The sequence below is a fragment of the Streptomyces sp. NPDC101160 genome (genome assembly GCF_044768205.1).
GTDB lineage: Bacteria > Actinomycetota > Actinomycetes > Streptomycetales > Streptomycetaceae > Streptomyces.
This window is the reverse complement of record NZ_JBIWPJ010000014.1, coordinates 109630-136068: the sequence shown is the minus strand read 5'-3', so window position 1 is coordinate 136068 and position 26439 is coordinate 109630. Positions and strand designations below refer to the sequence as shown.

The following is a 26439-nucleotide window of genomic DNA, read 5'->3' as shown; positions in this document are numbered from 1 at the left end:
CCATCCACCTCGGCCAACGCGACCGATTGGTCGAGACCCGCGACAACCTGTCAGCCCGTCACACCCTCACCATCTCACCACATAGGACACGGTCTAAGGCGGCTTCGCGTGCGGCTCCGTTGGGACCGGTGCTGATCAGCTGCCTCACCCGCTCGGCCCCAGCCCGCGCCGTTGCGTGCAGCGGTTGGAGGGTGCGGCGCGGGCCGCGGAGTGCGCGCCTGTAAAGATCAGATAGCAACGCGCTGACCTGCCGAAACGCGGACGGTGCCTGCACCCTGGGTGCATGCACCGTGGTCGCGGGTGGCGAGATGCATGCACGTAGGTGAATAGATCGTTCCTGTTCAGGGACACGCCCGCCGGGTGGATGGATCTCCTATCCCGTGGCCCAGGGCTTGAGGCGTAGCGCCGAGGCGCTGGCGGAGGCGTCACGGCTGGTCCCGCACCCCCGCCCTCGGATGCCGTCAACGGCAAGGAGTCGGCGCGGGATCTGCTCAAGCGATTCGAGAAGCTCGCCAAGACGGGTGGAACGTTCACCACCGACCCTGAGTCGGTGGCCTACACCCGGATCGTTCTGGAGCGACAGAGCGAAGCCACGAACGCGTCCTCGGGAAGCGGGACGTAGCCCGACCGCTGGGGCGCAGTCGGCGAGCGGTTCGCTCGGTACGGCGGCGGACGTTCGTGGTCCTCATCCTGCCCCAGCGTGCCTTCTCGCGGTGATGTCGGAAGTTCGGTCGCTTGAGTCGCTTCGGTCGCTGCGGCGAGGCGAGGTCAGAGCGGGAGGGTTATCCCGAGTGCCTGCATCGCGCTGGACGGAGGGCCGCCTTCCGAGCGCTCGGTCTTCCTGCCCTTGGTGCGCGGTTGGAGGGTTGCGGGGTCGATGGCCTCGGCCGGCGCGGAGCTGGCGTACAGGCCGTCGGGTTCGGTGTCGCGGTCGTGCGGGAGGAGCCAGAAGACGCGGCGGCGGAAGGTGCCGGAGGCTCGGGAGGCCTTGGCTTCGGTGGCGAGGGTGGCGTAGCCGACCATGCGGCCGTCGCGATGGTAGGCGGGTTTGCCGGTGCGGGTGGGGAGGCGGTCGAGGCTCTGGCGGACGTAGTCGAGGCGGGTGATGTCCTCGAGCCAGACGAGTGCGGTCTCGTGCTTGAGATCGTTCTCGCTGATCAGGGAACTCATGCCGTCTCCTCGTTGGCGAGTAGTCCGATGCCGGGGTAGTACTTCCTCGAATTCGACAAGATCATCTCTTTCGGGGAGGCGAGGCCGAGTAGTTCGCGGGCGCGGGCGGCGAAGGTGCGGTTGCTCATGGGGATGCAGCCCTCGCTCTGGCACCAGCCGCGGTAGGCGTCGTAGAGGGTCTTTTGTTCGGTACGTGCGTCGGGGTTGAGGAGGCAGGCCTCGTCGAAGAAGCGGCCGGTGTGGTCCTCGGTCTCGGCGTAGGCGTTGGTGGCGATGCGGACCTTGTCGGGGCCGGTGAGGTCCTTCTCGCCGGCGAGGTAGCGGCGGGCGCCGTCGATGAGCCAGTTGAGGATGCCGGGGCCTTCCTCGGCGACGAGGATGTCGGCGAGGTTGTCGATGCGGCGGTCGTCGGCGACGGTGCGTTCGAAGGGGATCAGGCGCATGCGGCGCCAGAAAGCGAAGCCGCCGGTGCCGACTTCGGGGCGGTGGTTGCCCAGGAGCCAGAGCTTGTGGGTGGGGTTGAAGGAGAAGAAGTCCTGCCGCATGCGGCGGGCCTTGATGCGGTCGCCGCCGGTGAGGTGCTTGACGCGGGCTTCGTCGAACTTGTCGCCGGGCTTGACCTCGGAGCAGACGACGACGCGCCGGCCGTGGAGTTCGGCAAGGTCGGTGGGGTGGCCTTCGTACAGACGGGCCATCAGGAAGCCGGGCGGTGCGGCGTCGGCGTAGTCGCCGAGGAGTTTCATCGAGACGTCGAGGAGGACGGACTTGCCGTTCTTGCCGGCGCCGAAGAGGAACGGCATGACCTGGCCGCCGACGTCGCCGGTGATGGAGTAGCCCAGGAGCAGCTGCAGGAAGCCGATCATCTGGGTGCCTTCGGCGTCGTCGCCGAAGGTGTCGGCGAGGAACCGCTGGAACCTGGGGATCGGCATCGCGGCCGGGCCTACGGTGGTCGAGCGGGAGTGGAAGTCCTTGTTCGGGTCGGGGGTGCGTACGAGGCCGGTGTGGAGGTCGACGATGCCGGCCGGAGTGCACAGGGCGTAGGGGTCGGCGTCCAGGTACTCGGCCTTGAGGACCATGCCGGGCGCGGACTTGGCCTGGGCGAGCATCGCGTTGATGCCGGCCGTGCTCAGGGCCCGGCGGCGGTGCTTCTTGAGCGCCTCGACGGGGTGCTCTCCGGTGGGGTCGGTGGTGGCGAGGTGTTCGCCGATCTCGCCGGCGGCCCACAGGACGGAGTCGTCCTCGTCGACCTGCCAGCGAGTGGTGTCCCACCGGTACCAACCGAGGCCGGGGACGTGGCGGAAGTCGGCTTGGTAGAGCTTGACGAAGAGCTTGGCGTTGCCGCGGTCGGTGAGGGAGTCGGGGCGCAGGCCCTGAGCGGTCGCGCCGGACGGGGCCGTCGGCGGTGTTTGTTCGGACACTGCGGTGTGCTGGGGCGGCAGGGTGGGGGCAGCCTTGGCCATGATCTGCTCGGCCAGGGCCTGGGGGTCGAAGTCGAAGAGCATGTTCGGCTTGCCGCCGGCGGGGCTGGTCACGGGCGGCTCCCGGGGTTCAGGGGGCGGCGGGCTCCGGCGGTCATGCCGCTGCGGATGATGGCCTGGGCGCGGGATCCCTGCCCGGGGCGGGCGAGGAGTGCGGTTTCCATGAGGGCGTTCTCCGCGTCCGGGGCGGTCAGGTGTCCCGCTGCGACGAGGCCGCCGACGGTGTAGGCGGCGCGGTTGAGTTTCTCGGAGAACCCGGTGCCTTCGGCGGCGTGCGCGCAGTCGGCGATCTCGGCGAGGACCTTGGTGAGCACGGCGACGACGGGGTTGGCGGTGCCGCGGGCGGCGAGGACGGCCTGGCGGGCGCGGCTGGGGACGGGACGCGGGGCGGGGACGTGAGCGGCGGGGAGGTGGTGGGTGCGCTGGAGCTCCTGGGCGAGCCAGGCGGGGAGCGGCGCGGGGGTCCGTACAGTGCCGAGCGGGGTGTAAGTGCCGGCGTCGGTGGTGGTGCCGGGCGCGATGATGTAGCCGCCGTCGGCGCGGACGTCGACCTGCCAAGCGAGGGCACGGGTGGTGCTGGAGCCGGAGGAGCACTGCCAGCGGCGGGAGTCGGTCTGGCGGTACCAGACGTGCAGGCCGCCGGAGGGGGTGCGGACGCGCAGGGTGGTGGTGTCGTCGGCGGGGCTGGGCTGCCCGCGGAGGGCGGCGAGTACGGCGAGTGTGTGGAAGCCGGTGGTCATCGCGGACACGTCGATGTCCTCGGCGATGTCGATCCCGGGCAGCAGTCGGTTGCGGGCCGGCGGCGGGGCGGGGTGGGCGTCGACGTCGATGACGACGAGGTTCGCCGGGCCGCAGGCGACTCCGACGCCCATCTTGGGGTGGGAGCCCCACCAGTTCTGGATGCGGGTGCTGTCCAGGGTGGCGGCGTGGAAGCCGTGGCACCAGCGGCCTGCGGGGCGGCAGGGGCAGGTCCGGCGGTCGTGTCCGGGTTCACGGCAGGCGGGGCAGTTGGCGGCGGGGGTCTTCTTGCCGGGGGCGAGCGGGTGGACCGGCCAGCCGTGGCTGACGCACCAGCGGGCGAGCACCAGCGGACTGGGCGGGGCCGGCGGAGCGACGGTGCTTGTTGAGTCGCTGGAGGAAACCCGCAGGTCAGCAGGCATTCGATCTCCCAATAGCGACTGAAGCGACTCAACGACGGAGACAGCCTAGCGAAGGCGTCCGATCGGGTGGACCACCTTCGCGGCCGGGCGTGCCGCTCATTTGTTTCGGTCAGCGACTGAGCGACTGACGTGAGCGACTCGGCTGGCTGGTCAGTGGTTTCGGGTGCTTCCACAAAACTGCAGGTCAGACGGTGTCTGCAACACCAATCAGCGACTGAAGCGACTCAAGACGCCTATATATGACGCGCACACGCGCGATCTGCATGGCTGATATGTAGAACTTCGGTCGCTTCAGTCGCTCCGGACTTCCTGACTAGGTGTCTGACCTGCAGTTTTCTTCCAGCGACTGAAGAGTCACAGGGTCGCTGAGCTTCAGTCGCTGGTCACTCGCAAGCTGCCGCCGAAGCGACCAGAGCGACTGAAGCGACCGAAGCCCATGCATTGAGGGCGAGCGGCGTGCGGAGGCGTGGGGCTTGCGCCGGGCATCCTCGGCGCGCCTGTGCTGTGGGTGGGGGTGCTGCGGTGCTGCGGTCTCCGGTGGGGCGTAGGGGCGGTCGACGGGGCCGTGGGCGAGAGGTCTGGCGGACCACGGCGCGCACCGTGGCCGTACCAGGACCTGGAGGCCGCTGTGGGCGAGGGTGGCGAGTCTGCGGGTGATCCGTCGTCGGTACGGGCGCAGACGACGATCAGGGCGCGCTGGGAAGGCCGTAGTCGAGCGCGGACGCGGCAGTCGGGCCGGTATCTCGCGGGCCTGCGCCGCGCTGATCGGCGTCCGCGCCGGCTGTGCCGTTGGGCAGGGCGTGACGATGAAGGTGCTCGCCCAAGCCTTGCGCTGGGATGCCGCCGCGCTTCTGGAGCATTGTCCTGCTCGGTGGGCTCACATCAGAGACTCCGAAATCAGTAGTCCAAGTCCAAATAGTCGATGTCGTTGATTTCTACGTCGGACAGTCCCATAGCGCGGCCGCCGCCGTCCTGGAAATACACTTCCTTGAATCCTTCGGCGATGATTCTGCGCATGTCCTGGTCGCTGGCTCCGGCGTCGCGGGCGTCGAACAGGCGCTGCGCGTACGTCGGGGGGAGGTGCACGGTGAGTCGGCGAAAGCGTCCGTCGTCGGTCGTGCCGACCGGTGCCGTGTAGCCGAACCGAGCCCGGGTCTCCACGGTGATCCCGCCGGTGGTGGCGGCCTTCTTCTGTCGGCGCTTGCGTACCAGGGGCTGCCAGCGCTCGCGCACCATCGCCTCGATCTTCGCCGCGACGTCCGGGCGGGCGTGCTTGCGGGCGCCGCGCCGGTAGCGGTTGACGGAGTCGGCCGTGACTCCGACTTCCTCGCCGATCTCCTTGGCGCTGAGGTACTTGCGCAGGAAGCCGACCTGGCCCTTGAGGGTCTTGGGCGGGTCCTTGGTGAACGCCTCCTGGTCGGCGCGCTCGATCGCGTCGTGGATGTCCGTCATGGCCTACTCCCCTTCGTCCATGACGGCGTCGCCGCCCTTGATGTGCCGGGCCGGGTTGAGGCCCTGCTCCATCAGGTCGACCGCCCACAGCAGTGACTGGACGCCTTCCAGCTTGGCCAGGCCCGGGGTTGGACCGAGGCGGAAGCCGCCGGGCTGGATCTTGCCGGAGGCCGCGTACGGCAGGAAGTCCACAGGGCTGTCGCCGGGGCTCGGGTAGACGACGCAGTCGGACAGCACGGCGAGCGGGTACAGGCCGGTCATCTTGGCCATGTTGAGCATCTTGCGGTGCATGTTGACCCGGGCCTTCGAGATGACGGCGGCGCGGATGTCCGGCCGCCAGGTCGGGCGCTGCATGGCCGGCCACGGGTCGCCGTCCTTGTAGCCCTTGCCCTGCGGGTTCTCGAAGAGCTTGCCGATGCCGCCCTTGATGGTGGCCTTGATCGCCGCGAGCACGGCGGCCATGGCAGGGTCGACGTCCTTGTGGACCTCCATCGCGGCGAGGAACTCGGCGTCGGTGAGGTCCTTGGTGACGCCGAGGTCGGCGAGGGTGTCGACGTAGGCGGTCTTGAGCCGGTCGTGCCACGGGTCCAGGTACGCGCCGGTCTCGCGGCGCAGGTACGCCTCGATGGGCTCGACGTTGTAGCCGAGTTCCTGGGCGTAGGCGACGGTGTGTGTCTGGTACCAGGCCGGTCCTGTCGGGCGGCTGCCGTCCGGTGTGAACGGGCTGGGCAGGCGCGGGTCCAGCTCCACGTGGGAGAGGTCGACCAGCCAGGAGCCGGGGACCCTCGGGTAGAACTTCGGGCCGACGAAGTGGTCGGGGGCGGACAGGCCGACGGTCAGGCGGGCGGCGGCCGCGAGGAAGGCCGTGTTCAGGTCGAGGCCCACCGCGTACGGCAGCGTGCACTCCTCGTCGGTGAGCAGCTCCACCGGACGGACCCACTGGTAGGCCTCCTCGTGCAGGAAGCCGCCCTTCCAGCCGATCCGGTGGATCGCGGGGTGTTCGGGCTGGCCCTCCGGCGGCGCCGGGTCCATCGGCTCCGTGCCCAGCGAGCCCGGGTTGTGACCGGGAACCCAGTTGCCGGTCTCCTCGTCGCGCACCGGCCGGGTGGGCGGGCGCAGCGCGGTCATCAGCTCCAGCCCGGACACGGCCGTGGAGCCGCGCGGGGTGATGACCCGCTGCGCGTAGACGCCGAGAACGCGGGCGACGTCGGCCGGCTCCATCCCGGTGACGCCGGGCCACGAGCGGGAGTCGAGCGCGTCCCACGGCAGGATCGCGAGCTGCACGCACTGCCGCTCGCGACCCTGTGCCTTGCGGTAGATCCGGGCCCAGGGGCCGAAGCCGCGCTGGGTGAGCTGCCACTTCGCCTTCAGCACCTGCTTGACGACCGGGTGGTCCTCCGGCAGGCGCAGGCCGCGGCGGTCCTCGAGGCGCTCGGGCAGCCCGAACCGTGCGGCCGCGGCTGCGGTGAGCACGATCAGCGGGTCCTGGTCCTTGCCGTTCTTGTTGAGTTTCGGCGCACCGAGGCCGGACTCCTTGAGGGTCCACTCCACCAGCTCGGCGATCGTGGTGGCCGGGCAGTCCAGCACGATGCCGGCCGTGCCGTACGCGGAGCCGTCGCCGTCCAGCACGGCGAGCGGGCCATGGGGGAAGCGGGGGTCCAGCGCGGGCACGGTGGCCTTCGTCGCCGCCGGGCGGCGCGACGACGTCGTCGGGCGCGCGGCCGGACGCTGCAGTGCGACCGGGGCAGCGGGAGTCTCGACCGGCACGGCGGTCTCCGCCCCCGGCGCGGCGGCGACCTGACCGGTGAACGTCGCCGGCGGGGCCGGTTGCGGCGCGGCGGCAGAAGCGGTGCCCCCGTTGGGATACTTCGCGGCCCAGCCCGTGAGGAGCCGCTGGTAGGCGGCCAGGCGCGACCCGGTCGGCTCGGAGCGGCCGTTCTCCCAGTTCTTGATGCTCTGCGTCGACTTCAGTTTCAGGGCCTCCGCGAGGCGGGCCTGGGTGATGCCGGCGGCCTCGCGCAGCCGGGCACGCTCGGCCGGGGGCGGGAGCTGAGGCTCTTCCTCCAGTAGGGCGTCCACGGACGCGAACAGCTCTTCCTGGGATGCCATGTCACTACCTCCAGCCTGAACGGTAGCAGACTTTACCCCTTTCTTTTACTCGAACATTTAACCCGATTTTGAGCTCCGTAGCGTGGCGTCAGGAGCCACAAGTCGGCCTCCGCTAGCTGGCAGACGGCGTCGGCCACCTGGTCCGCGTGTTCCTCGCAGCCGGACGTCACCACGACCACGGCCGGGGCTCGGGCACCGCGCGGCGGCCCACACGACATCGCGTCCGTCCGCTCAGGGGCGTGCGCGCGCCGCGCAACGGGTGCTCGGCCAGGCCGTGTGCCGCACGTGTGAGCGGCGCCTTCAGCCGGTGGGCGACCTTCGCGGCGGCGAGTGCGGCGAGCACCGGCCGGGCGACCCGGTGTTTGCGTAAGCAGGGTCGACGTTAGATGCGCTCGACGGACTACCGGCCGCGGTCGACGGCGATGAAGCCGGCCATGGCCCCGTTGTAGTGGAGCAGGCGCGTCTCCAGGTAGCTCGGGGCCGGCGTGCGGGGGACGAGGTGGCCGACTGCCTCCCGCAGCTGAAGGTCAGAAGGCCTCTGACCTGCTGTGGTGAGCGCCGCGGTAAGCGACCGAAGCGCGTGGTGAGTTCGAGAGCGATCGTGGACCGTCCCCGGGGCGTCCCGACAGCACACGCCATGGGCATGAGCTCCGAGCGCGCGGAACACGGCCTTCGCCGCCGCGGACCCGCAGGCCGACACATGAGACGGTGCGAGAGCGACGCCGGCCGCACCATGCCCCGCTCGCCGAAAGCGTGATGCTCGCCCGGACTGTGACCTCGTCCACCGCCCGCACCGGAGTTGCTGTCCGGGACACACGCCTGGGCGGCTGACCAGCGGCCCGCTCGGCACAGGCTCGGTGCAGCCCGGCTGCGCGGGTCGTGCGGCCTTTCACCGCAGCTGCCTCAAGCTTGCCTGCCCGCCGCGAGATCCACGTCATCGGCGGCTGTCTGTGCTTCCCTACGCGCAGCGATGCACCGGGGTGACGCAGGATGGCACCTAGGACACTTGGCCATGCGGACGTGCTCTTCGTCAGGGTGTGTGACCTGCACCCACCTCATCGAGATGTCGGGCCCGTCGCATCGCCCGCACCACTCGGGCAGTGGACCCAGCCGTGCCGAAGGAACGGGCGGTGGGTCGGGGATGATCCGCTCTCGGGAGCCGGCGGCCTCGAGGAAGGCCGATGCGACTTGGGCGTGGATGCCGGCGGCGTGGCTGCGGCCCTCCTTGAGGAGTTGCCGGGCATCGTGCAGAAGCTCCTCTGCTGAGACCAGGTGGTCGTACGGGGATGGCATGACTGGTCCTTCTGTCAGCTCGGGGGATGGGGGAGCCGGCGTCCGGGGACGGGGCGGCGCGGACGGTTGCGGATCTCTGGGGGCGGAACGGCTCCGGTTCGACGTTCAGCGGCTACGCAGAGCAGGCAGCGGGGGCCTCCTTGCGCCGTCGGGTCGACAGGGGCTCCGGGATGGCGGGTGCATCGCGAGGTGGAACGCGGTCGGGAAAGCTCGCGGGCGATGATGAATGCCCCGTGCACCAGGTCGGCGGCGAGAGCGAAGTCCTCCTCCGGTGACCTGTAGTGCAGTTCGAAGATGACGTCGTTGATCTGGCGCATCCGGTCGAGCAGCGTTTCGTGGGTGTAGGGCGGCGGCGGGACGTCGTACTGGAGGGCGGCGTTCGCCACTTCCTGACGGGCGCGTGGATTGCCGATCCGGCGGTTGCTGTTGCAGAACAGGCATTGCCCCCACCCCTGCGGGGACTCGGGGTCGACCGGCCCGAGCGGGTGGATCGAGCAGTTCGTCGAGTGCCGTGCCGGTGCGAGGTTACGGGTGGTGATGAAGACCTGGTACAACGAGTCGGCGATCGCTTCGTACTCCGTGGGATCGCCGTAACCGGGGAAGGCGCGGATGCGGTCGTCCACGCTTGGCAGCTGCGAGCGCAGCTCGCTCAACAGCAAGGGGCGTTTGGTCGGAACGCGGTAGGCCGAGTGCTGCGGATAGTCCACGAACGGCAGGTCACCGCATGCGGTACACGCCCGTCCTTGGAACTGTGTTGAGTTCATCTGGTGGGGTGAACCGATCCACCCTCAAGAGTTAGCCGGTCGGCAGCGTTGACGGTGACCGCTGCCGGATGCCGGCGTCGGCGCGCTCAGACGCGGCGGGACCTGAAGCCCGGGCTCACGCTGTGGCGAAGGAGACCGCCGCGTGCCTCGCTTCCGCCTCTCACGCGGCCGGGCTCATGCGGTCGGGCCTCAGTTCTCGTGACGGCGTCACCGTGTTGCCGGCGGAGAGTTCCTGACGCGCTGTCTCGAGGAGGCGTCGCCAGGAGGTGACAGTGGGTCGCTGCCGCAACAGCCTGCGGCGCTCGCGTTCGGTCATGCCGCCCCAGATTCCGTGCTCGATCCGAGAGTCGAGGGCGTAGGCGAGGCACTCGGTGCGAACGGGGCAGAAGGTACAGATTGCCTTGGCCTCGTTCTGGGCCGCTCCGTCGACGAAGAGGTCATCGGCGTCGGTCGCTCGGCAGACAGCATTCTCGATCCAGTCCTCGCCCACCCGTCGCCTACCCCTTCTCCGATGCTTACTCACGGCGGTCGACACGCCGCAGCCGTTCGGTCACGAACGTACGGGAATCCCCGGCCTCGCGGCAGAGCCAGATCATGTCTCACTGCACCTTCGGGTGATCTGAGCGGTGAGCGACGCGCATGCCGTCGTACTCGTCACCACCGCAGTACGTACAACGTCTCCACTGCCGAAGGCAGGGCGACGCGGCGTACCACCGCCTGGCAAACGGCGGCACCCAAAGCAGGGAGGAGGAGGGGCTATTGGCCGACGTTCAGGCACCGGAGGTCTGGTCTGACGGAACGTTAGTAACTTTCCTAACGTGTCAATGGCTGATGTTGATCTAGAACGTTAGTAGAGTGACGGCCATGACCCCACCTGACACAACCGGCGACCGGGAGAAGGTCGTCGCCAAGCTCACCAGCGCCCTCCGGCAGGAACTCAAGGTCCGGGCTGCCCTGCACGGTCTGGACATGCAGGACGCCGTCGAAGCGGGCATCACCGCCTGGCGCGGTCTCGGCTCGAACCTCACCTCCCTCGACACGGCGGGCGCCGAGACCTACTCCACCTTTCTCCCTGAAGGTCTCTGGGACGGGTTCCGGGACGACTGCAAGAGCCGAGGTGTCTCCCTGACCCAGGGCCTGGCCCAGTCCGTCACGCTCTGGCTCGACAACAACCCCGCACCTGAGGTGAGGCGTCCGGCGACCGTTCGCCGCATCATCGTCTGCAACCAGAAGGGCGGGGTCGGCAAGACCGCCATCACCGCGGGGCTCGGGGAAGCGCTCGCCGAAGACCGCATGACGCTCACGCCCGTCAAGGTCTCCAAGCACTTCGCCGCACTCCTGAACGAGGACGACCGGGCCGACTCCCTCGCTCTGGAAGATCTCCCCGGTCTCGGCCAGCGGGTCCTTCTGGTGGACTTCGACCCCCAGGGGCACCTCACCAAGCAGCTAGGCCACGAGCCGCTGCCCATGGACGGGGACTCCCTCACCAACCACATGGCCGGCGGCGCCAAGGGGGATCTCCGCGACGTCATCGTCGCCGTATCCGAAGAGCGGTTCGGAGACCGGCTCCACCTCCTGCCCGCCTGCACTGACGCCTTCCTTCTGGATGTGCGCCTCGCATCCATCCGCGCGCGGGAAGCCGCTCTCGAACGTGCCCTCGCGCCGGTCGAGGCCGACTACGACGTGATCCTCATCGACTGCCCGCCCAGCCTCGGCATCAGCATGGACGCCGCCTCCTACTACGGGCGTCGCAGGGGCAACGAGGAAGCGGGCAACTCCGGGGTGCTCATCGTCGTCCAGGCCGAGGACAGCAGCGCTGACGCCTATGGTCTGCTGACCTCGCAGATCGAGGACATGCGGAACGACCTCGCCCTCGACATCGACTACCTCGGCCTTGTCGTCAACCATTACGACGCCCGCCGTGGGTACATCGCCACTTCCTCGCTGCAGTCCTGGATGGACATCAAGGACCCACGGGTCGTCGGCGTCATCGGTGACCTCAAGGAGCAGAAGGAAGCCGTACGCGCCAAGCGGCCGCTCCTCGCTTACGCGCCGCGCTGTGAGCAGTCCGTCGCCCTCCGAGCGCTCGCCCGGGAGATCAGCAAGTGAGCAAAGCCAAGAACCTCGGTAGCGGAGCCTCGTTCGCACAGGCCCGACCTATCAGCGCGCGCCGGGCGGCCATCGGAGCCGCCACCGCTGCCCCGACCCAGGGCGTCCCCGACCCCACCGAGCTGCCGCTCGCACTGATCAGCCAGAACCCCGACAATCCGCGTGAGGAACTCCGCGACCTGGAGGCCCTGGCCGACAGCATCCGGGAAGTCGGGCTCATCAACTCGATCACCGTCGCCACCCTTGACGCCTACCTGGCCGAGCGTCCCGAGCGTGCCGGCGCCCTCGACGAGGGCGCCCGCTACCTCGTCGTCGACGGTCACCGCCGTCTCGAGGCCGCGCGCCTGGCCGGCGCCAAGACCATTCGGGTCAGCGTCAACAACGACCTGGTCGCCACGGACGAGGCGCTTCTGGAAGCGGCGTTCGTGGCCAACGTGCATCGCGACGACATGAACCCGCTCGAGCAGGCCCACGCTCTGAAGAAGCTCGTCGAGTTCTACGGTTCCCAGAACAAGGCCGCGAAGAGGCTGGGCATCGGCCAGTCCACGATCTCCTCCAAGCTGTCCGTGCTCGACCTCGACCCCTCTCTCCAGGCCGACCTGGTCGCCGGCCGCCGCAGGATTGAGCACGTCCGCAACCTGTCGAAGCTGACACCGGAAGAGCAGCGGGACAAGGCCGACGCCCGAGCTGAGGCCGGCAGGAGGAGGTCGGCTGCCGACCTCGACCTATCACGCCGTGATAACCCTCAGGCCGATGCCGACCTATCACGCCGTGATAACCCTCAGGCTGACGCCGACCTATCACGCCGTGATAACCCTCAGGCTGACGCCGACCTATCACGCCGTGATAACCCTCAGGCACCGTGGACGGATGCCCTGGTGCCCACCGACGACCTTCCCGGCCAGCGGAACGCCTCGGACTCCCCTGCCGAGCTCGATCAGCTCGCGTCCGGAGAGTTCGAGCCGGTTCCCCTCGTGACAGGCAGGAAGATCCCCTGGCACAACGGGGATGCCGTCGCGGATCTCGTCCTGAGCAGGATGGACAGCGATCAGCAGAAGGTCCTTCTCGAGCGCCTCCTCGCCACACACAAAGCGACGCCTGGAACCTGATCTCCAGGAAGACATCGCGCCCCTCCCCCAGGCCGCGCTCCGGCTTCATCCGGAACGCGGCCTGGCGCCGTCGCGCCCGGAGTGTCCGAGAAGTCCGCACGCTCGAAGTGGCCCCGATGGAACCGGGATCCCTAGCGTGGCGGGACCGTCACATACGGCACCGCTTGATCGAGATCCGGACAAGGAGCCCACCCATGCCCATGGACCACGCGCACGGAGGCCACGGCGGCCACGAGATGGGAGGCGCCGTCTCATCGCTGGACACCTGGGGCGCCGTTCTGTTCATCGGGTGGGCCGTCGCCATGTGGGCGGCCGTCGTCGTGCTCGCGTACGCGAACCGAGGAGCGGTGCGGCCCTGGCTGTACAAGACCGCCGTCGCCGTCATCGGTCTCGGCGTGGTCGGACAGATCGGACACTTCCAGGAGCATGTCACCCAGGCCGCCTACTGGGTGGCCCACCCGTACTCCCCCGCCTGGATGACCCCGTGGGCGATGAGCCTTTCGCGCGGCATGGGACAGGTGGACCCGACCAAGCCCGCGCTGGGCATGGAGATCCTGCACCTGACGGGCAACTTCATCTTCCTCGCCGGACTCGTCGGCATCGTGCAGATCACCCGCAGGGCCACCGGGCACCTCAAGTCCCGCAAGTGGGCCAAGATGGGCGTCTGGATGCAGACCGTCCACGGCATCGAGCACATCGTGCTGACCGCGTCGGTCGCCCTGGGCGCCAGCCGTGCCATCGGCCTGTCCACCTGGTTCGGTGCGATCGAGCCGGGCCCGGCCCTGGTGACGTACCGCGTGTGGTGGCACTTCGTCGCCAACCTGATCGGCACGGCCATTCTCGCCATCTCCCTCTTCCACCTGTGGAAGGAGAAGCGCGCGGTCAAGGCCGGCTACGGGGAGTCCGAGCAGAGCGTCTCCGCACCCAAGAAGGCCACGGCGGGGGAGTCCCTTCCGTCCTCCGGAGCCCCGTCCGCCGAGGAGGCGGTGCGCGAGCCCGCTCTGGCGGGACGCCGGTAGCAAGGCGCGATCCGCAGGGGTGGGGCCGTGCAGAGTGCGGGCCCGCCCCTGTCGCGTGTTGCTACGCGGCGAGGGGCCGGCCCGGAGCGTCCGCCCGCTCCCCCTGGGCGAGTCGGCGCAGGGCGGCCAGCAGGTTGTCGCCCAGCACGTTGCCGACGACCAGGCTCTCTGCGAGCCTTTCGGAGCTGGTGCAGGAGCGCAAGGTCTCCCTGTCCGCCGCCGCCGCCTGTTCGGCGGCCTCGGCGTAGGCGTCGAGGCGCTCGGCTACGTGTTCGTGACCGAGCTCCCGCAGCGTGTCCAGGACCTCCACGACTGCGGCGAACGCGGGGCTGCCGGCGGGTATCCTCCACCCCCGGCGCTCAGCGAGGGCCTGCACTTCGGCGATGGTCAGAGGGTTCGCCACCAGCATGGCGAGTGGCTCCGGACCGGGCACCTGGGCGGTCATCGCCCTCAGCACGGCCTCGTCGGCCGGTCCGTTCAGAGCGGTGACGATCTCCCGGACCTTGGCGATTGTCAGGCCGCCGAGGTCGAGCAACGCACGGATCAGTCGCAGCCGGTGGACGTGGTCATCGGTATAGCGAGCCTGGTTGCTGCTGGTGAGCCGGCCGGGAGGCAGCAGGCCCTCGCGGATGTAGTACTTGATCGTGGCGGTCGAGGCGCCACTGGTGCGGCTGAGTTCCGCGAGACGCATGCGTGCTCCTGATCTGGTGCCGGGGAGGTTCACGGGGTGTCGGTCGGGACGAGTGGGTGTTCCCGTGTGCAGGCCTCCGCCTCCATGCGGCATCGCCAGCACAGATGCTGCGGCGTGGGACGGCCACAGGTGCCGTTACGGCCCTGGCAGCCCATGGCGGTCGGGGCGTCGGGGCCGGGTGCCGGAAGCGGGACCGGGATCGAGTCCCTACGGCAGCTCGAACAGATCCCCGAGTTCCCGGCACTGTGGGGGCGCTCGCAGTTCGGGCAGCACTCCACGACCCTCGGGACGGCCACCTTCTTCGGCACGGGGTTATCACGGCGTGATAGGTCCTGCCCGCCGCCGCCCGAGGCCGGTTTCCGGCGGGCCGCAGCCCGCCGGAAGACGACCTCTCGGCAGATGCCACACTCCGCCCCCGTCGACCAGAGGACGCCCGCCTCGCAGTCGGGGTTGGCGCAGCCCCAGCGGGGGAGCGCCACGCCCAGCAGCCAGCGTCCAGGGTCCTGGATGTCGTCGACGAAGGTCCGGGCGAGGCGCAGGGTGAGGCGGGCCTGCAGACGCTGGACGGAGCCGCAGTCGTCGAGCTGGCGGGCGGCCTCCCGGCCGATTCGGCGCAGCATGTAGGCGTTCACGTCGGCGAGCAGGAACCGGACCGGCTCCAGCGCGGCGTGGAGCCGGGTGCTGAACGTCAACTGCGGGCCACGGTAGGGGCTTTTCTTCGGGGCGGGGAGCGTCGGAGAGGGGAGCGTGGGGGAGGAGGCCGAGGTGGTGTCATCCGCGCGGAGCGCTCGATTCCCGGATGCCTCGGCGAGGGGATGCGTCGTCTTGGTGGCGGAGTTATCCACAGCCTTGACTACCGGTACCTCGCCTACGGCGGGTGACAAAGGCTCCCCCTCGTTCTCAAGTCGGTCAGTCTTGAGGTCTTCCTTATTCGCGAGCGAACGCTCATGGGGAGCGGAACCTGATCGGTCATCAACAACAGAAGACAAAGGGGCCTGTTGGCTCGGGATGTGGAAGATGTGGCGACCATGCATACCCGCCCGCCGCTCGACGCTGACCCACCCGGAATCGGCGAGTTCGTCCACGATGCGCCCTGCTGCATCGAGGGAAAGGGCTTGGCCGGCGCGGTGACCGGAGTGGTGGCGCAGGAAGCCGGCGAGGACTCGCTCGGTCAGCGGGATCTTCTGGATGACGGCGTAGGAGATGATCGCGTACGCGCGCAGCAGGCGGGGCCTCAGATGTTCGCTGGCGGCGACGGGCAGCCAGATGAAGCGCTCGGTGGGCCGCATCGGCCGGACCCGGCGGCGTGCGGTGGTACCGAAGCCGCCTGGGAGGGACCGGCGTCGGCTGTCGGGGAGTTCCACCACGCCGTCGGGAGCGACGGAGCGCAGCTGCGCCAGACCGCGCTGCACGGTTGAAGGAGACAGGCCGAGGTACGAGGCGAGGGTGGCGATGCCTGCGGTACAGCCCTCCGGGCGCAGGCCGAGAGCCTTCACCTTCACGTACACGCTCAGGGCCGCATCGGTGTAGTGGGGTGACTCGACGAGGCGCATGGGCACCTTCACTCGCCCGCGATGCGTCCAGGAAGGGGTGGAATAGCGGGTTCCAGCCTGTGAGACGTCTGAATCCGCGGATGACGAATCGTCATGAAGGTGACATTCCGCGTCACAAATGTGCTGAAGGGGCTGGAGAATCGCCGAACTTTCGTTCATCATGATGGTGTCTCCTGGCACGAGGCATAACGAAGCCGTTGTGTGGCGGCTTCACGGTTCTGGCAGAACCTGGTACTGCACGTCTCTGGGGTGGCACCCAGAACGGGCCTTCGCCCGTCGAGTCGGCAACTCGACGGGCGGTGTGACCTCGATCCTCGGTGGTGGCTCACCTAAGGATCGATGGGCGGCGGTCCCGTCTAGGGGGACGAAAGCCGCACTGTGACTTACATCACATCCTCCTTGAGTCTGTTGATACTGCGCTTGCGTGGTGCTGTTACAGCGAGACGGTGTCCGTCAGTTCTGCGGTCGCGTTGACCGCGCAGAGCCCGGACTGGAGAGCGGCGACACGGATTGTCCGGCGGCCGTCTGACGAGGGGGCGGCGGTTTCCACCGGCTCGGCCTCGATCCAGCACGGTTCGTCGAACTCGACATAGCGGTTGAACGAGACATCCATCGAGGTGGGCATGACGGCGCCGCCTCGTGCCGGTTCGATGGCGTGCCCCGCCTGACGTATGGCCTCCAGCATCAGCATGCCCGGAACGTGGTCGAGGGCGTGGTCGAAGAGCACCGGATGGCTGGTGTCGACACGGAGCTGCCAGCGCAGGCGGTCCGGGGTGGGCGCGAGCACGATGTCCTGCTTGCGCAGCCGGCCGACGGTGCTGCGAGAGACGGGTTCCGGCGGCTGCGGAGCTTGTGCGAAGACCTCGTTGACATCACCCTTCCCCGCGCGAAGCCGCTGGTATACGGCGGGGGAGTGGCTGCCGAAGCGCACACTCGCGACGGCCAGCAGGCAATCGCGGCGGACGGCCTCCATGTGCATGGACATCGTGACCGGCATCCCGCGGTGATGACGGATGTCCGAACAGGTCACGTGGAGTTGGATGTCCGCCGGTGTTCCCTCGGTGCGCAGGGCGTACGGGTTGACCGCGAACTGTACGCGAGACCAGGAGAGTTGGTTGCCGAGCGGAACGTGGTAGCCGACGTGGGCCAGCAGCGTGCTGGCCTGTCGGACCGTCTCGCAGAGCAACAGCGGGTCGTGCATCCCGTGCTCGGAGACGTAGAAGCTGTGGCTGCGGGGCCACTGCGCGGTGACCTTGAATGCGTCGCGCCCAGTCTTGTTCCAGCCGGTCAGCAGGACCTCTGACAGAGCCGCCCGGTGCACGTACTCCCTGGCGACGGTCGTGGTCAGTGCCGGTTTTGCAGCGACGTGCGGTTCTGTGGTGATGGGCATGCCTCTCCCCTAGGGCGTGCGCGTATGTCGTCCCCCGACGGCCCTACCGGTCGAGCGGGGCAAGCTATAAAATAGTGGTTGTTCTTTTTTTTTGTCGAGAGGGAGCCCGCCGCCGATGGCCAGACTGCAGCAAGACCGAGCCATGAAGACGCGGGAGGCCATCATCAGGGGAGCCGCCGAGGTCTTCGACGAATACGGGTTCAGTGGTGCCAGCGTCAGCAGGATCATGAAGCGTGCCGGCGTCTCCCAGGGAGCGATGTACTTCCACTTCAAGTCGAAGGAGGACCTGGCGCGCGCGGTGATGAACGCACAGCCCGAGACGGTCGTCCCGCGGCTGGACTCGCACGGACTGCAACGCATCGTGGACACGACCTTCGTCTGGGCCTGGCAGATCCAGCGTGACGTCCTGCTGCGCGCCGGTGTCCGCCTCACCAACGATCAGGACGGCACCACCGGTCGCGACGCGACGCCGTACGTGGCCTGGGCGCAGATCCTCGAGGTGACGCTGAGGGAGGCTCAGTACGACGGTGAGCTGCGGGAGTTCGTCGACGTCGGCCAGCTGGCCGAATTCCTCGTGGGCGCGTGCACGGGCATGCAGATGTTCGCGAACGCCGTGAGCGGGCGTGAGGATCTGCCGGACCGGACCGTGGCGATGTGGCGGATCCTCCTGCCGGGGATCGCGCCCGAGCGGATCGCCGAATCGATCGACCTGGACGTGCGCCGTTTCGCCTGACCGCCCGCCGCCGTCGGCATTCCTCGTACGCGACCTCTCGTCCCGTCCTCACCCGTGACCAACCCAGGAGAGATCCTCCGTGCCCCCAGGTCTTCGACAGCTGCGGCTCGCCGCGGTCAACATCGACGGTGTGCTGCTGAACGACACGTTCAGCCCAGTCATCCACCACTTCGTCGTCAGCCGCGGTGGCGAGTACACCGCCGACGTGGAGCGGCGTATCTTCTCCCAGCCCCAGCAGGTGGCGAGTGCCTACATGGCCGACGTCGTACGGGAGCCCATGACCGCACAGGAGGCGCTGGACGCCTACTTCGCCGAGCGGGACGCCTACCTGCGCGACCACCCGGTGCGAGTGGTCGACGGCGCGGTCGAGCTGGTGCGCCGACTGCGGGGCCTCGGCCTCGCCACCGTTTGCTACGGAGGGCTCGGAAGGGAGCACTTCGACCGCTTCCTGGGGGAGTGGGCGCACCTCTTCGACGGCCCGGGATACGTGTGCACCAACGACTTCCGACCGGGCATCACGGAGATCACGACCGAGATCTTCGGCCTCGCCTACGACCAGGTGCTGTTCATCGACGACGTTGCGCGTGTCGCCGAGAGCGCGAAGGAGCTCGGAGTGCCGTTCATCGGCCACCCCAGCAGCTTCGAGCACAGCTTCCAGCGCCTGTTGATGAGAGAGGCGGGCGTGCGACACCTCGTGGAATCGCTGCAGCTCATCGATGAGACGATGCTGCGCGCCGTCGACGCCGAAGCCGCCGACGGCACGATCTGGGCTCCGGTGGACACGGGCCTCGCCCGGGCGTGACGCCCCGGCCGGATCGGCATTGCTCTTTCTACACACTTCAGGGGGATGGAAAGTGAACGAGGGTTCGGAGAGAGCCGGCGGTCTGCTCAGCGGCAGAGTCGCCATGATCACCGGCGCGTCCAGCGGGATCGGTGCGGCGGCAGCCCGCATGTTCGCCGCCGAGGGTGCTGCCGTCGTGCTCATGGCGCGGCGTGAGGCGAGACTGAGCGAGCTCGCCGACCGGATCGCCGCGGAGGGGGGCCGCGCGTTGGCGGCCCCCGGCGACGTCGCCCGCTCCGAGGACGTACGCCGTGTGGTGGACACGGCGGTGGAGACGTTCGGAAAGCTGGATGTGGCCTTCAACAACGCCGGATGGGGCACGGCCGGCACCGATTTGCACGAGACCGAGGACACGGTCTTCGAGCAGGTCATGGACGTGAACGTGCGTGGTCTGTGGAATTGCCTGCGCCACCAGATCCCCGCTCTGCTTGCCTCCGGGGGCGGTTCCGTCGTGAACACCGCCAGCACGGCAGGCGTGGTGGCGACCGGAGCCGGAGCGCCGTACGTCGCCGCCAAGCATGCGGTGATCGGGATGACGAAGGCCGCCGCGGCCGAGTACGGCGAGCGCGGGATCCGGGTCAACTCCCTGGTGGTCGGCACCACTCGGACCGAACTCATCGAAGGGGCGGTCGCGGCCCACCCTCATCTGGAGGAGTTCTTCGTCTCGCGTCAGATCCAGAAGCGCATGGCGCACCCTGACGAGGTGGCCAACGCCGCGCTCTGGCTCGCCGGCCCGCACGCCTCGTTCGTGACGGGGGCCGCGCTGGCCGTCGACGGCGGCCTGACCGCTGTGTGACGCCAACCACCTGTTGTTCGGGCGGATGACGGATCCGCCCGAACAACGAGTCATTCCATCGTCTCCTCCCGCGCCGGCCGGTTCACCTGGCGCGGTACACCCGATGTCTCGGCGGAGACGCCCACGAGCGCGAGCCGCCAGACCCTCTTGAGCTGGGCGACGGCACTCTCGAGTGCCGGGTCCGAGCCCATCCGCCTGCGCAGATACGCCTCGGCCCCACTGGTCAGGTGCTCCACGAGCATCGTGACGTCCGCCGGTAGGGCGTCCGTGCGAAGTTGGCCGTTTTCATACGCGCGATCGAGCAGTCCGCGGACCATGGGCAGCCAGGCGTCCGACCACGCTTCCGTGCCCGGACGCTCCCGGCTCAGGCGGATCGCGCACCGCACCGTGGGCTCCTGCTCCATCAGCCGGGTCAACTCGAGGGTCAGGTCGATCACCATGCGCAGCGGCGTCATCTGCTCGGCGGCCAGGCGCTCCAGCGCGGCCAGCGTGACCGCCCGCCCTTCCAGCTGTACCGCGTCCGCCAGGTGCACCTTGGTCGGGAAATGGAAGGTCACGGCGCCTATCGACACGCCGGCCACCTTGCTGATGGCCGCCAGCGACGTGCCGTCGTACCCGTAGCGGTCGAACTCCTCGGCCGCCGCTCTGACCAGGGCCTGACGCGTGCGTACGGCCCTCTCCTGTTTCACCACACCATCTCCCGAAGAGGGCTCTCCCGCAGGGAACTCGCGGCCACCTTCTTCTCCAAGGCTGGCGCTCCCTTTCTCTGGTGGGCAAGGGGGAGTTGCCCAAGATGTGTCGGATCAGCGCAGGTCACAGGGGCGGGACGGGTCCCGCTGCGGGCCGATGCGGAGACCGACTTGGCAAAGTGCATGCGGCAACTCTCCTGAGTCGCAAAAAAAAGAGGACGTTCGCTATTATTTTAGCGTGGTCGGCAGCCGCAGGCCGAGAGCAGGGGAGGGAACTAGCCATGGTCGCGTACGCTCTGACGACGCATCGCACCTCGGTGCCGGTGTTCGCCGAGAGGATCTTCGAGTGCCTGCCGCGGGTGGACCAGCGCCGCTGGGCCCAGGCCTACGTGCAGGGCCTGCTCACCACCCCGGGCAAGAAGTCGGTCAAGCGGCTCGCCGAGACCATCTCGTCCTCGCCGGCCACGTCTCAGTCGCTGCATCAGTTCGTGAACGCCAGCCCCTGGGAGTGGACGCCGGTCCGGGCCGAGCTCACCCGGTGGGTCGAGCAGCAGATGACTCCGCGCGCGTGGGTGGTCGGCCCGGCCGTCATGCGCAAGCGGGGCGAGCACTCCTGCGGTGTCCACCGCCGCTTCCTCGCCTCGAGCGGTCGGTCGGTGACCTGCCAGGTGGGCGTCGGGATGTTCCTGTCGTCCTACGATGAGGCCCTGCCTGTCGACTGGCGGCTGCTGCTGCCCGGTTCGTGGGTGAAGGACCCCGAGCGCCGCGTCCGCACCCGGATCCCGGCCGAGGTCGGCCCCCGCTCCGTCGAGCAGCACGCCCTCGACCTCGTCGACTCCCTCTCCGACGTCAGCCGCACCGCGCCGCTGCCGGTCGTCGCGGATCTGGAGGCCCTCGGCGGCACCAGCGCGACGGCCCTCGTGCGCGGACTCGCCCGGCGCGGACGCGACTTCGTGGTCGCCGTCCCGGACAGCCTTCAGGTCGCGGTCGGCCGTCACCTGCGGCTGCAGCCCCAGCCGGGAGGGGACGGGCAGGGGCTGGTGCTCGCGGCCCGCAGCCTGTTCGAGTTCGACGCGGGCACGCTGACCCGCATGGAGACCGTCGCCCCCTGGGACGGACGCGGTCGTCACACCACCGTCATGTCCAGCTATGTGCGGCTGCCCCAGCAGGGGCCTGGCGGCGAGCGGATCCACCGCACCTACCGGCTGTTCGCCATCCGCCCCGACAACGGACGGCGACCCGTCCAGCTGTGGCTGACCAGCCTCACGCACACCCGCATGGAGTCGGTGGTCGCTCTCACGCGGACCCTCGGGCACGCGGGGGAGTCCGTCCGGGAGATGGGCGACGACTTCGGCCTGCTCGACTTTGAAGGCCGCTCCTACCCGGGCTGGCACCACCACATGACGCTGGTGTCCGCCGCGTACGGCTACAGCCGGTTCAACCGCCGCGCCCTTCCCGCCGGTGGTGGCGAGCGGATGCTGGTGGCCGCCTGACGAACCGGGACCGGTTCGGACGACTTCGCCAACTCGGGTTCCTTCACGCAACCCGCCCCGCCCTAGAGTGAGCGCATGCTGAAGCACACGTACGAGGGACAGGACTGCAACCTCGCCCGGTCCCTGGAGGTGATCGGCGAGCGCTGGACCCTGCTGATCATCCGTTCCGCGCTGCTCGGCGTCACCCGCTTCGACGGGTTCCTGGCACATCTGGACATCGCCCGCAACGTGCTCTCCACCCGGCTGTCCCGGCTGGTCGACCACGAGATCATGGAGCGCGTGCCGTACCAGGACAAGCCCGTGCGCTACGAGTACCGGCTCACGCCCATGGGCCGGGACCTGACCCGGGCCGTCATCGCCCTGATGCAGTGGGGCGACCGCAACCTGCCGCAGGAGCTGGGCCCGCCGCGCCGAGCCGACCACATCGGCTGCGACGGCGCCGTCCACGTCGAGCTGCGCTGCACCCATTGCGGGCGTGCCGTGCACGACGAGGAAGTCGACGTCCGCCGCGTGCGCTGAACACCGCCGGTGAGCGCACGGCGGAAGATGCCGCCCTCGGTGCGTCTCGCCCACGATGGCAGCCCCCGCCGCCGGAACCGGAAGCGGCGCGTACGAGGAGGCGTCATCGTGCCCGCACTGGGAGCGCTGCGCAGGCTGATCATGGCCCCGTCCCTGGACGAAGTGAGCTTTGCGGGACGCGGGTTCACCGTCGAGCCCACCGAGCGCACGCGGCAACTGGAGGCCGTGCCCCAGGCCGTCGTCACCGGCTTCGAGTGGGGCATCGAGGACAAGGACCTGGCGACCACCGAGCGCCGGCTCGCGCTTGTCGACCCGCTGAACAGGGGCTTCGCCTACGAGGGTGCCACCATGGCCTGCGCGATCCGCGACACCATGGGGCCCAAGGGACACCGCACCGCCGATCTGCTGCGCGGCGGCGGCCGGCCCCACATCTTCCTCAACTACATCGGCATCGGCTTCGCCATGGCCAAGCTGCCCAGGCCGCTGTGGAAGAAGCTCGTTCCCGACCTGACCGAGCCGGATCTCTACCCGGCCATGAGCTGGCTCTGCGTCGACGGCTACGGCTTCGACCGGGCCTACTTCGACACCGACACCTGGGTCGGCGAACAGCGCCTGGACACCCCGTACGACTGGGACGGCGACCCCTCCTACTGGCAGCGCGCCTTCGACCAGGGCGTCGGCCGAGCGCTGTGGTTCATCCACGGCGGGCACGTCGGCAACGTATCCGCGGCGGTACGGGCGTTCGCCGGCGACCGGCGGGCCGACCTGTGGAGCGGCGTCGGACTCGCCGCCACCTTCGCGGGCGGCACCACCGCCGCGGATCTGGCCGCGCTGCGCGAGGAGGCGGGGGAGCTCGCCGACCACCTGGCGCAGGGCTCGGTCTTCGCGGCGAAGGCCAGGCACCATGCCGGATTCGTCCCCGAACACACCCACGCGGCCATCCACGCCTTCACCGGGCGCACGGTCGACGCCATCGCGGCCCTCGCCGACGACTGCGCGGCCACCGCCCCCGAGACCGGCGTCGGCCCGGCCTACGAGGTCTGGCGACGGAATGTGCGCACGCAACTGAGCACCGTCGTTGTTTGAGCACATCTGAAGTAGACGCCCCTCTGGGGACCCTGGCTAGATTCGATTCGCTGGGGGATTTTCAGGGATTCGAGAGGGGCGGTTCACTGCCGTGTCCAGTGTATTTGGCGCATTCCGGCGCCGATTGCTCACACCTCCTGTTTCCGAGACGACCATGGAAGTGCGTGGATTCCATGTGAAGAACGCGGAAGCAAAGGCGCGACTCGAGTACATCGGGGAGGTGTTTCTTCAGGGGTACGCGTACGCCGTGGAGGCCGGTTCGGCCGCCGAGGCGGAGGAGCTTCTGGAGACGGTCCCGAGAGACATGCGTGGCTTCGCCTACGAGGGTGCCGGCATGGGGGCCGCGGTGTACGACTCGCTGCCCGGACACGGCGGCCGCCTGGACGGTCTGCTGGCCGGCAGGGGCCGCGACCACGACTACATGATCTACGTCGGCGTCGGCTGGGCGATGGCCCGCCTGCCGAAGTTCCTGTGGCCGGACATCCGCACCACCGACCCGCTGCTGCGCTGGCTCGCGCTGGACGGATACGGCTTCCACCAGGCGTACTTCAAGACCGACGCGTTCGTGCGCACCCCGGAGATCCAGCATCCGTTCCGCTGGAACGGCGGGCACAACCACTACACCCTGAACGCCATCGACCAGGGCATCGGCCGCGCGCTGTGGTTCGTCGGCGGTACCGACCCCGACGTCGTCACCGATCTGATCCGGGCCTATCCCGAGCACCGCCACGCAGACCTCTACGCGGGCGCCGGGCTCGCCTGCGCCTATGCGGGCAGCGTGACCGAGGACGAACTCGCGCACTTCGTCGAGGGCGCGGGCGAGCACCGCTGGGCGCTCGCCCAGGGATCCGCCTTCGCCACCGAGGCGCGCATCAAGGCGGGCACGGTCATCGACCACACCCACCTCGCGGCCCGTGTCGTGTGCGGCACGACGGCCGAACGGGCGTCGCAGGTGTGCCGGGACACCCGGCCCCAGGCGCCGGGCACGGGCGCGTCCCCGGCCTACGAGACATGGCGGCGCGACATCGCCGCGGAACTCGCTTCTGACTCGCTCATTTCGAAAGGTGCCGACCAGTGACGGTCACAAAGAACTGGCTCCGCAGGAATTCTCCGGGAATCGTCGCGCTCGCCCTGATGGTGAGCACGTTCTACGCCGTCCGGCTGCCCGAGTCCTCGGCCGCTGAGATCGACAAGCTGGCGAAGAATTTCGCATTCGAGCCGATGTCCATCGCCATGCCCGCCGGATATGACAAGCAGGAGGTCCGGAAGGTCAACAAGGCGTACCAGCACATCGAGGCGTGGATCTCCTCGGTCGGTGCCGGTATCGCCATCAACGACCTCGACGGCGACGGACTCGCCAACGACCTGTGCGTGAACGACGTGCGGATCGACCAGGCCGTGGTCACTCCGGCACCGACCCGCAAGGACAAGTACGCGCCGTTCGCGCTGAACCCGGGGCCGCTCGGCACCAGCAAGACCATGGCGCCGATGGGCTGCATGCCCGGCGACTACAACGAGGACGGCCGCATGGACCTCCTCGTCTACTACTGGGGCCGTACGCCCGTCATCTTCATGAACAAGGGGGAGAAGGGGAAGCCGCTGACCGCCGCCTCCTTCACGCCCACCGAGCTGCTGCCCGGCAAGCCCGGCAAGACCTACACCGGTCCGCTGTGGAACTCCAACGCCGCCGCGGTCGCCGACTTCGACGGTGACGGCCACGACGACATCTACATCGGCAACTACTTCCCGGACAGCCCGGTGCTCGACCCGTCCAAGGACGGCGACGTCACCATGAACGCCTCGCTGTCGCACGCCCAGAACGGCGGCGGCGGCCACTTCTTCCGCTGGACGAAGGACGGCTACGAGAAGGTCGAGGACGCCATCCCGCAGGGCCTGAACAAGGGCTGGTCCCTCGGCGCCTCCGCCGCCGACCTCGACGGCGACCACCTGCCGGAGCTGTTCCTCGCCCACGACTTCGGCACCTCGGCGCTCCTGTACAACACCTCCACCCCGGGCCACATCAAGTTCTCCGAGGTCAAGGCGGTGCACAGCGGCACCGTGCCGAAGTCCAAGGAACTGGGCCGCAGCTCCTTCAAGGGCATGGGCGTCGACTTCGGCGACCTGAACCACGACGGCATCTACGACATGTTCGTCAGCAACATCACGACGTCGTTCGGCATCCAGGAGTCCAACTTCGCCTTCATGAGCCAGGCCGACAGCAAGGAAGAGCTGGCCGGCAGGTTCAAGAAGGGCGAAGCCCCGTACCGCGACGACTCCGCCGACCTGGGCCTGGCCTGGTCCGGCTGGGGCTGGGACGTGAAGATGGGCGACTTCGACAACAACGGCGACCTCGAGATCACGCAGGCCCTCGGATTCGTCAAGGGCAAGAACAACCGCTGGCCGCAGCTCCAGGAGCTCGCCACGGCCAACGACTCCCTCGTCCCCAACCCGCTGTGGTGGCCGAACGTCAAGCACGGTGACGACCTCGCCGGCAGCCAGCGCATGCGCTTCTTCGCCAAGGACCCCGACACCGGCAGGTACCACAACCTCTCCGTCGCCCTCGGGATCGGCGAGCCCACCCCGACCCGCGGCCTCGCCACCGGCGACGTCGACGGCGACGGCCGCCTCGACCTGGCGGTCGCCCGCCAGTGGGGCGAGCCGCTCTTCCTGCACAACGTCAGCAAGAACACCGGTTCCTACGTCGGCCTGAAGCTCACCCACCCGGACGGTTCCCCGGTGGTCGGCGCGGAGGTCTGCGTCGAACTGCCCGACGGCACCAAGCGCGTCGCCCGCCTCGACGGCGGCGGCGGCCACTCCGGCAAGCGCAGCACCGATGTGCACATCGGTCTGGGCAAGGGCGTGAGCGGACCGCTCGACGCCATGGTCACCTGGCGTGACCGCGCGGGTGAGGTCCACGAGCAGAAGCTGAAGCTCACGACGGGCTGGCACAGCCTCGAGCTGGGCACCCAGGTCAAGGAGAAGTGA

The 26439-nt window shown here is 69.0% G+C and carries 22 protein-coding genes; 11 read left to right on the top strand and 11 right to left on the bottom strand.

What is annotated here, in order from left to right; all coding sequences use genetic code 11:
* Positions 1-768: 768 nt before the first annotated feature.
* The 7 genes from ACIRSU_RS35280 to ACIRSU_RS35250 all read right to left on the bottom strand — a co-directional run bounded on the left by ACIRSU_RS35280 (position 769) and on the right by ACIRSU_RS35250 (position 9916).
* Positions 769-1170 (bottom strand): DUF6009 family protein, encoded by a 402-nt coding sequence (locus ACIRSU_RS35280; protein ID WP_403801337.1) that lies wholly within the window; start codon positions 1168-1170, stop codon positions 769-771.
* Positions 1167-2702, bottom strand: a complete 1536-nt coding sequence (locus ACIRSU_RS35275; RefSeq protein WP_403801335.1) for a phage/plasmid primase, P4 family — start codon at positions 2700-2702, stop codon at positions 1167-1169. The genes ACIRSU_RS35280 and ACIRSU_RS35275 overlap by 4 nt, the downstream gene beginning before the upstream one ends.
* Positions 2699-3808: a bifunctional DNA primase/polymerase gene (locus ACIRSU_RS35270; protein WP_403801332.1), complete on the bottom strand. Its 1110-nt coding sequence runs from the start codon at positions 3806-3808 to the stop codon at positions 2699-2701. Before ACIRSU_RS35270 ends, ACIRSU_RS35275 begins: the two co-directional genes overlap by 4 nt.
* 897 nt (positions 3809-4705) lie before the next feature.
* Entirely contained in the window at positions 4706-5260 is a 555-nt protein-coding gene (gene tpg, locus ACIRSU_RS35265) for a telomere-protecting terminal protein Tpg (protein ID WP_403801329.1), read from the bottom strand.
* A 3-nt stretch (positions 5261-5263) separates the two neighbouring features.
* Entirely contained in the window at positions 5264-7369 is a 2106-nt protein-coding gene (gene tap / locus ACIRSU_RS35260; RefSeq protein ID WP_403801326.1) for a telomere-associated protein Tap, read from the bottom strand.
* Positions 7370-8676: 1307 nt separating this feature from the next.
* Complete coding sequence (locus ACIRSU_RS35255) at positions 8677-9369, bottom strand: hypothetical protein (protein ID WP_403801323.1); 693 nt, start codon at positions 9367-9369, stop codon at positions 8677-8679.
* A 217-nt stretch (positions 9370-9586) separates the two neighbouring features.
* Positions 9587-9916 carry a WhiB family transcriptional regulator gene (locus ACIRSU_RS35250; RefSeq protein WP_403801320.1) on the bottom strand — a complete coding sequence of 110 codons (330 nt, stop codon included), beginning with the start codon at positions 9914-9916 and terminating at the stop codon, positions 9587-9589.
* A 374-nt stretch (positions 9917-10290) separates the two neighbouring features.
* Here ACIRSU_RS35250 and ACIRSU_RS35245 point away from each other — a divergent pair, with 374 nt between their 5' ends.
* The 3 genes from ACIRSU_RS35245 to ACIRSU_RS35235 all read left to right on the top strand — a co-directional run bounded on the left by ACIRSU_RS35245 (position 10291) and on the right by ACIRSU_RS35235 (position 13663).
* Complete coding sequence (locus ACIRSU_RS35245; RefSeq protein ID WP_403801317.1) at positions 10291-11535, top strand: ParA family protein; 1245 nt, start codon at positions 10291-10293, stop codon at positions 11533-11535.
* The gene (locus ACIRSU_RS35240; protein ID WP_403801314.1) at positions 11532-12644 is read left to right on the top strand and encodes a ParB/RepB/Spo0J family partition protein; all 1113 of its coding nucleotides are present in this window, start codon (positions 11532-11534) and stop codon (positions 12642-12644) included. Before ACIRSU_RS35245 ends, ACIRSU_RS35240 begins: the two co-directional genes overlap by 4 nt.
* Before the next feature lie 200 nt (positions 12645-12844).
* Positions 12845-13663, top strand: a complete 819-nt coding sequence (locus ACIRSU_RS35235; RefSeq protein ID WP_403801346.1) for a DUF6008 family protein — start codon at positions 12845-12847, stop codon at positions 13661-13663.
* A 61-nt stretch (positions 13664-13724) separates the two neighbouring features.
* On the opposite strand, the gene ACIRSU_RS35230 is transcribed toward ACIRSU_RS35235, so the two are convergent.
* From ACIRSU_RS35230 to ACIRSU_RS35220, 3 genes are all read right to left on the bottom strand, one after another.
* Positions 13725-14354 (bottom strand): MerR family transcriptional regulator, encoded by a 630-nt coding sequence (locus ACIRSU_RS35230; RefSeq protein ID WP_403801312.1) that lies wholly within the window; start codon positions 14352-14354, stop codon positions 13725-13727.
* Between the two features lie 29 nt (positions 14355-14383).
* Complete coding sequence (locus ACIRSU_RS35225; protein WP_403801310.1) at positions 14384-15907, bottom strand: hypothetical protein; 1524 nt, start codon at positions 15905-15907, stop codon at positions 14384-14386.
* A gap of 433 nt (positions 15908-16340) precedes the next feature.
* Positions 16341-17297 carry a ScbA/BarX family gamma-butyrolactone biosynthesis protein gene (locus ACIRSU_RS35220; RefSeq protein ID WP_403801307.1) on the bottom strand — a complete coding sequence of 319 codons (957 nt, stop codon included), beginning with the start codon at positions 17295-17297 and terminating at the stop codon, positions 16341-16343.
* 142 nt (positions 17298-17439) lie between these two features.
* On the opposite strand from ACIRSU_RS35220, the gene ACIRSU_RS35215 reads away from it, so the two are divergent.
* The 3 genes from ACIRSU_RS35215 to ACIRSU_RS35205 all read left to right on the top strand — a co-directional run bounded on the left by ACIRSU_RS35215 (position 17440) and on the right by ACIRSU_RS35205 (position 19667).
* On the top strand, positions 17440-18030 hold the full coding sequence (locus ACIRSU_RS35215) for a ScbR family autoregulator-binding transcription factor (RefSeq protein ID WP_403801305.1): 591 nt from the start codon (positions 17440-17442) through the stop codon (positions 18028-18030).
* 79 nt (positions 18031-18109) lie between these two features.
* The gene (locus tag ACIRSU_RS35210; protein ID WP_403801301.1) at positions 18110-18832 is read left to right on the top strand and encodes an HAD family phosphatase; all 723 of its coding nucleotides are present in this window, start codon (positions 18110-18112) and stop codon (positions 18830-18832) included.
* A 52-nt stretch (positions 18833-18884) separates the two neighbouring features.
* Positions 18885-19667, top strand: a complete 783-nt coding sequence (locus ACIRSU_RS35205; RefSeq protein ID WP_403801298.1) for an SDR family NAD(P)-dependent oxidoreductase — start codon at positions 18885-18887, stop codon at positions 19665-19667.
* Positions 19668-19717: 50 nt separating this feature from the next.
* On the opposite strand, the gene ACIRSU_RS35200 is transcribed toward ACIRSU_RS35205, so the two are convergent.
* Entirely contained in the window at positions 19718-20359 is a 642-nt protein-coding gene (locus tag ACIRSU_RS35200; protein WP_403801295.1) for a TetR family transcriptional regulator, read from the bottom strand.
* 278 nt (positions 20360-20637) lie between these two features.
* On the opposite strand from ACIRSU_RS35200, the gene ACIRSU_RS35195 reads away from it, so the two are divergent.
* The 5 genes from ACIRSU_RS35195 to ACIRSU_RS35175 all read left to right on the top strand — a co-directional run bounded on the left by ACIRSU_RS35195 (position 20638) and on the right by ACIRSU_RS35175 (position 26439).
* On the top strand, positions 20638-21849 hold the full coding sequence (locus ACIRSU_RS35195) for an IS701 family transposase (protein WP_403801292.1): 1212 nt from the start codon (positions 20638-20640) through the stop codon (positions 21847-21849).
* Positions 21850-21924: 75 nt separating this feature from the next.
* The gene (locus ACIRSU_RS35190) at positions 21925-22368 is read left to right on the top strand and encodes a winged helix-turn-helix transcriptional regulator (protein ID WP_403801289.1); all 444 of its coding nucleotides are present in this window, start codon (positions 21925-21927) and stop codon (positions 22366-22368) included.
* Positions 22369-22476: 108 nt separating this feature from the next.
* Positions 22477-23454, top strand: a complete 978-nt coding sequence (locus ACIRSU_RS35185; protein WP_403801286.1) for a DUF1702 family protein — start codon at positions 22477-22479, stop codon at positions 23452-23454.
* Positions 23455-23545: 91 nt separating this feature from the next.
* Entirely contained in the window at positions 23546-24532 is a 987-nt protein-coding gene (locus ACIRSU_RS35180; protein WP_403801283.1) for a DUF1702 family protein, read from the top strand.
* 56 nt (positions 24533-24588) lie between these two features.
* Positions 24589-26439 (top strand): CRTAC1 family protein, encoded by a 1851-nt coding sequence (locus ACIRSU_RS35175; protein WP_403801343.1) that lies wholly within the window; start codon positions 24589-24591, stop codon positions 26437-26439.

Bases quoted from the DNA above. Each gene is read 5' to 3' on its own strand.
- tap (WP_403801326.1), bottom strand. From the start codon at position 7,369: ATGGCATCCCAGGAAGAGCTGTTCGCGTCCGTGGACGCCCTACTGGAG.
- ACIRSU_RS35220 (WP_403801307.1), bottom strand. From the start codon at position 17,297: ATGCCCATCACCACAGAACCGCACGTCGCTGCAAAACCGGCACTGACC.
- ACIRSU_RS35175 (WP_403801343.1), top strand. From the start codon at position 24,589: ATGGTGAGCACGTTCTACGCCGTCCGGCTGCCCGAGTCCTCGGCCGCT.
- ACIRSU_RS35235 (WP_403801346.1), top strand. From the start codon at position 12,845: ATGGACCACGCGCACGGAGGCCACGGCGGCCACGAGATGGGAGGCGCC.
- ACIRSU_RS35280 (WP_403801337.1), bottom strand. From the start codon at position 1,170: ATGAGTTCCCTGATCAGCGAGAACGATCTCAAGCACGAGACCGCACTC.
- ACIRSU_RS35195 (WP_403801292.1), top strand. From the start codon at position 20,638: ATGGTCGCGTACGCTCTGACGACGCATCGCACCTCGGTGCCGGTGTTC.
- tpg (WP_403801329.1), bottom strand. From the start codon at position 5,260: ATGACGGACATCCACGACGCGATCGAGCGCGCCGACCAGGAGGCGTTC.
- ACIRSU_RS35190 (WP_403801289.1), top strand. From the start codon at position 21,925: ATGCTGAAGCACACGTACGAGGGACAGGACTGCAACCTCGCCCGGTCC.
- ACIRSU_RS35230 (WP_403801312.1), bottom strand. From the start codon at position 14,354: ATGCGTCTCGCGGAACTCAGCCGCACCAGTGGCGCCTCGACCGCCACG.
- ACIRSU_RS35225 (WP_403801310.1), bottom strand. From the start codon at position 15,907: ATGCGCCTCGTCGAGTCACCCCACTACACCGATGCGGCCCTGAGCGTG.
- ACIRSU_RS35270 (WP_403801332.1), bottom strand. From the start codon at position 3,808: ATGCCTGCTGACCTGCGGGTTTCCTCCAGCGACTCAACAAGCACCGTC.
- ACIRSU_RS35245 (WP_403801317.1), top strand. From the start codon at position 10,291: ATGACCCCACCTGACACAACCGGCGACCGGGAGAAGGTCGTCGCCAAG.
- ACIRSU_RS35215 (WP_403801305.1), top strand. From the start codon at position 17,440: ATGAAGACGCGGGAGGCCATCATCAGGGGAGCCGCCGAGGTCTTCGAC.